Here is a 4,340-nt window from a genome sequence, read left to right on the forward strand (position 1 = left end):
AGAGCACGTTCTGCCCGTCGAGCAGGATCTGGCCATCGGCGCGCTGCTCGGGATACAGGCTGTAGATGCGGTTGAAGGTGCGCAGCAGCGTCGACTTTCCGCAGCCGGACGGGCCGATGAGGGCCGTCACCTGCCGGTCGTAGAAGTCGAGCGAGATGTCCTTCAGGCTGCGGAAATCGCCGTAATAGAAATTGAGATTCCTGACTCCGATACGGGTTCGCCCATCCGAACCAGGTGGTGCAGATCTTATGGCACCCTTTGTAGAAACAGTAATCGCACTCATCGGGCGGTTTCCTTTTTGAACAGCAGGCGTGCCACGACCGACAGAGCCAGAATGGCCACGGTGATGAGAAGAGCACCGGCCCAAGCGAGTTCGCGCCAGTTCTCGTAAGGCGACAGAGCGAACTGGTAGATCATGACCGGCAGGTTCGAGACGCCGCCCATCAGGGTCGGGCTGAACCAGAAATTGTTGTTGAGCGCCGTGAAGAGCAGCGGTGCGGTCTCGCCGGCGATGCGGGCCGTGGCGAGCAGGACGCCGGTGACCATGCCCGCACGCGCCGCCCGCCAGGAGATTTTCATGATTACTGTCGACATTGGTGCACCCAGGGCGGTCCCCGCTTCGCGCAGGGAACCCGGCACGAGGCGCAGCATGTCCTCGGTGGTGCGCACAATGACAGGAACCGCGATGATCGCCAGCGCCACGCCGCCGGCCCAGCCGGAATAGCCGCCCATGGGCTGCACCATGAGCGTATAGACGAACAGACCGATGAGAATGCTCGGTGCCGCGAGTAGGATGTCGTTCACGAAGCGGATGACCTCCGCAAGCTTCGAGCTCTTGCCGTATTCGGCCAGATAGGTGCCGGCCAGCACGCCGACGGGTGTAGCCACGACGATGCCGAGGACGGTCAGGATCAGGCTGCCCACGATCGCATTGGCGATGCCGCCGCCCTGGCTTCCGGGGCCGGGCGTCGTCTCGGTGAAGACCGCAGGCGACAGGCCGCCGATCCCTTCGACGAGCAGCATCAGCAGGATCCAGCCGAGCACCGTGGCGCCGAGGATCGTGAACAGGGTGCAGATGATCTTGAGCCCACGGTCGGCCACATGGCGGCTGCGACGCACACGCCCCCAAACTGGAACATCTTGAGGAGAAGCTGCCATTTATGGGACCTCTCAGGTGATCTTGACGCGCGCGATCAAGAGGCGCGCAAGCACGAGAACGGTGAAGGTGACCAGGAAGAGGATGCATCCAAGGGCCAGCAAGGCATTGAGCTGCATCCCGATGGCTTCGTTGAACTCATTAGCGATGCGCGAGGCGATGGTGGAGCCGGGATCGAACAAGGAGAGGGACAGACGGTTGGCATTGCCGATCACGAAGGTGACGGCCATGGTTTCGCCGAGCGCGCGGCCGAGGCCCAGCATGATGGCCCCGATGATGCTGACCCCAGCTTGGGGCAGCAGTACATGGCGCACCACCTCCCATGTGGTGCAGCCGATGCCGTAGGCGCTTTCGCGCAGCATGGTCGGGATCTGGTCCAGAATATCGCGTGCGATCGAGGCGATGAAGGGAATGATCATGATCGCCAGGATGATCCCGGCCGTGAGAACGCCGACGCCAGAGGGTACTCGGGCATACAAGATGGTGCCGAAAAAGGGTATGCCTTCGACCAAACTGGTCACTGGGATCTGAACGAACCTAGCGAACAGCGGGGCGAAGACGAAGAGGCCCCACATGCCGTAGATAATGCTTGGAACGGCCGCCAGCAGCTCTATGGTCGTTGCCACCGGCCGCCTGAGCCAGGGCGGACAGAGCTGGGTGAGGAAAATGGCGATACCGAGGGAGATCGGCACGCCGATGACGAGGGCTATTAAAGCCGACGTCAGCGTGCCCATGATGGCGACCCAGGCGCCATATTGATCCTGACCGACATTCCAGACGCTGGAGGTCACAAAAGCCAAGCCGAACTCTCGGAAGGCTGGCAGTGCGCCATAGATCATCGATCCGAGAATACCGGTAAGAACGATGAGAACAAGCAAAGCGGAGCCAAAGCTCGCCCATCGAAAGAGCCGGTCGGAGACTGGCTTGGAGGAGCGGCGGGCGATCTGTGGTGTCACCATTGTTAATTGTTCAGACACAACTGCCATCCGCCCCTCCTGGGTTTCTTGAGCGGCTAACCGATCAATTCTTGTAGACCGGCTGCCCCGACGCGTTTTTGATCTCCTTCGCCCAGGTGGTGCGGACCTGCTCGACGACATTGTCGGGCAGCGGCACATAGTCGAGGTCGGAGGCGAGCTTGTCGCCGCTTTTGTAAGCCCAGTCGAAGAACTTCAGCACCTCAGCGGCCTGCTCCGGCTTCTCCGCGGTCTTGTAGACCAGGATGAAGGTGGGGTTTGTGATCGGCCAAGCGTCATCGCCAGCCTGATTGGTCAGCGAGATGCCAAAGCCAGGAGCCGACGACCAGTTGGCGCTGGCAGCGGCAGCCTGGAACGACTTGATCTCAGGCTGCGGGTACTTGCCCGCCTTGTTCTGGAGCAGGGTGTGGGGGATGTTGTTCTGCTTGGCGTAGGCATACTCGACATAGCCGATCGAGTTCGGAACCTGCTTCACCGTGGCAGCAACGCCCTCGTTGCCCTTACCACCCTGTCCGGCCGGCCAATTGACCGTGGTGCCGGCGCCGAGCTCGGATTTCCAAGCATCGGAAACCTGCGACAGGTAGGTGGTGAACACGCTGGTCGTGCCCGAAGAGTCGGAGCGGTAGACCGGGGTGATGTTGGCGTTGGGAAGGTTCACACCGGCGTTCAGCTGGGCGATCTTGGGATCGTTCCACTTGGCGATCTTGCCCTGGAAGATGTCAGCCAGAACCTGGCCCGTCAGCTTGAGCTGGCCGGGCTGGACACCCTGGATATTGACGACGGGAACGACGGCGCCCATCACGGTCGGGAACTGCAAAAGACCGTTTTTCTCGAGATCTTCGCCCTTCATCGGGGCATCGGTCGCACCGAAATCAACCGTCTTGGCCTGGATCTGCTTGATACCACCGCCGGAACCAATCGACTGATAATTCAGGCCATTATTCGTTTCCTTCTTGTATGCCTCAGCCCACTTCGAATAGACCGGGAACGGGAAGGTTGCGCCTGCACCAGTGATGTCAGCAGCAGTGGCGGGAGTTGTCAGGCTCGCGACGGCAAGGCCAGCCGCGAAGGCAAAAGACAGGTATTTCACGGTATGTCTCCATGGTGTGCCTGAGCAGCCGAGGTCGAGCGGAACGTTCGCTGGACATCCACTCGGCACTCTAGAGCGCGCTCTCTCTATTGCACTCGGATGACAGCCGTGTGACATCTGGCTGGGCTGGGCAGAGAGTTATCCAGCAAGCTTGGGTCTTAGCCTATCGGCGTGGCTGGGTCCTGAACACCACGTTACAGCGAAGCTCATTGCCAAGATGTAGATCGCCAGTTCGTCGAAAAGAATGAAGTTGTTGGCTTGAGAGATGCTGATCAAGAAAATTGAGGCGCGGGTTAGTGGTTGAAGGCGAAGCAAGCGGACCAAGCCATAGAGTTCAGCTTACAACACCAATCCGGCTCCAGCTTGAGATCCGGACGCTTAGTTTCTACTCGTCAGAAACACGATCACTCGGGCCGCCGCTTGTTCGACGCGGTTCTGGCGTAAATCCTAGCGCTAGGCACAGATGCCGGAGTGCATGGTAGGCTCGCATGCGACGAGCGTCTCGAACTGCTCCGCAAGCGAGAGGTCCAAATTGCAGGCATACTTCGCCTGTCCTTTGCGCATCATGTGAACCAGTTCGATCCCGCCAAGGATCACCCGAACGCTGCTAAGTGACTTGAAGCCATCGCGGCGGCCTTACGCTCAAGTCGTTGCATGAGGCCCCAGATGTTCGATTTTGGCCGGGAAGTAGAGAATGGGCTCCTTGTGCGTCAACCGGTGGGCTGTGAGTTCCTAGTCATGCGGTGGGAGGCCTCCTACTAGAGTCCATGGCAGCAAACACAGCTTTCAGTTGCTTAGCTGCTCCGAGGCACAGCTCCAGTCCCCTGCGACTGCGATCGTCGTGCATCACCGTAAGGGTGAATGCGGCGGGGGCGATCTTGGATGGGCACGACTGGCGATGCTGTCAAAGAGGACGCTCTCCATCCTTCAGCAGGGCTGGCGCTTGCAAGAAAGCCAGCGTGTGATCGACCGCAGCCCGTCTGCGCTGGTGCTGTGCGACCTGAGCTGCCAGAGGCTCACCACACCTGGGTTCTGGCAGCGTAAGGCCTGATAAGGAAGGAGTGCTTCATACGAGAGAAGACCCCATTCACCTGGGTGCTGCTATCCGGCAGTGCGAAGG

At 60.1% G+C, this 4,340-nt stretch carries 4 protein-coding genes; all 4 read right to left on the reverse strand.

Annotated features, from left to right (window positions below):
- Window positions 1–283: ATP-binding cassette domain-containing protein (locus tag FS320_RS39005; protein ID WP_152717734.1), on the reverse strand; the 283-nt coding region annotated here is incomplete at its 3' end.
- The gene (gene pstA / locus FS320_RS39010; RefSeq protein WP_152717736.1) at window positions 280–1,158 is read right to left on the reverse strand and encodes a phosphate ABC transporter permease PstA; all 879 of its coding nucleotides are present in this window, start codon (window positions 1,156–1,158) and stop codon (window positions 280–282) included. The genes FS320_RS39005 and pstA, both read right to left, overlap by 4 nt.
- Before the next feature lie 12 nt (window positions 1,159–1,170).
- Window positions 1,171–2,115: a phosphate ABC transporter permease subunit PstC gene (pstC, locus tag FS320_RS39015; protein WP_244627670.1), complete on the reverse strand. Its 945-nt coding sequence runs from the start codon at window positions 2,113–2,115 to the stop codon at window positions 1,171–1,173.
- 61 nt (window positions 2,116–2,176) lie between these two features.
- The gene (pstS, locus tag FS320_RS39020; RefSeq protein ID WP_162003501.1) at window positions 2,177–3,220 is read right to left on the reverse strand and encodes a phosphate ABC transporter substrate-binding protein PstS; all 1,044 of its coding nucleotides are present in this window, start codon (window positions 3,218–3,220) and stop codon (window positions 2,177–2,179) included.
- Between the last annotated feature and the right edge of the window lie 1,120 nt (window positions 3,221–4,340).

The sequence above is a fragment of the Microvirga tunisiensis genome (genome assembly GCF_009296175.1).
GTDB classification, from domain to species: domain Bacteria; phylum Pseudomonadota; class Alphaproteobacteria; order Rhizobiales; family Beijerinckiaceae; genus Microvirga; species Microvirga tunisiensis.

What these genes read in the sequence shown, in the direction of transcription:
- pstA (WP_152717736.1), bottom strand. Translation starts at nt 1,158, where the DNA reads ATGGCAGCTTCTCCTCAAGATGTTCCAGTTTGGGGGCGTGTGCGTCGC.
- pstC (WP_244627670.1), bottom strand. Translation starts at nt 2,115, where the DNA reads ATGGTGACACCACAGATCGCCCGCCGCTCCTCCAAGCCAGTCTCCGAC.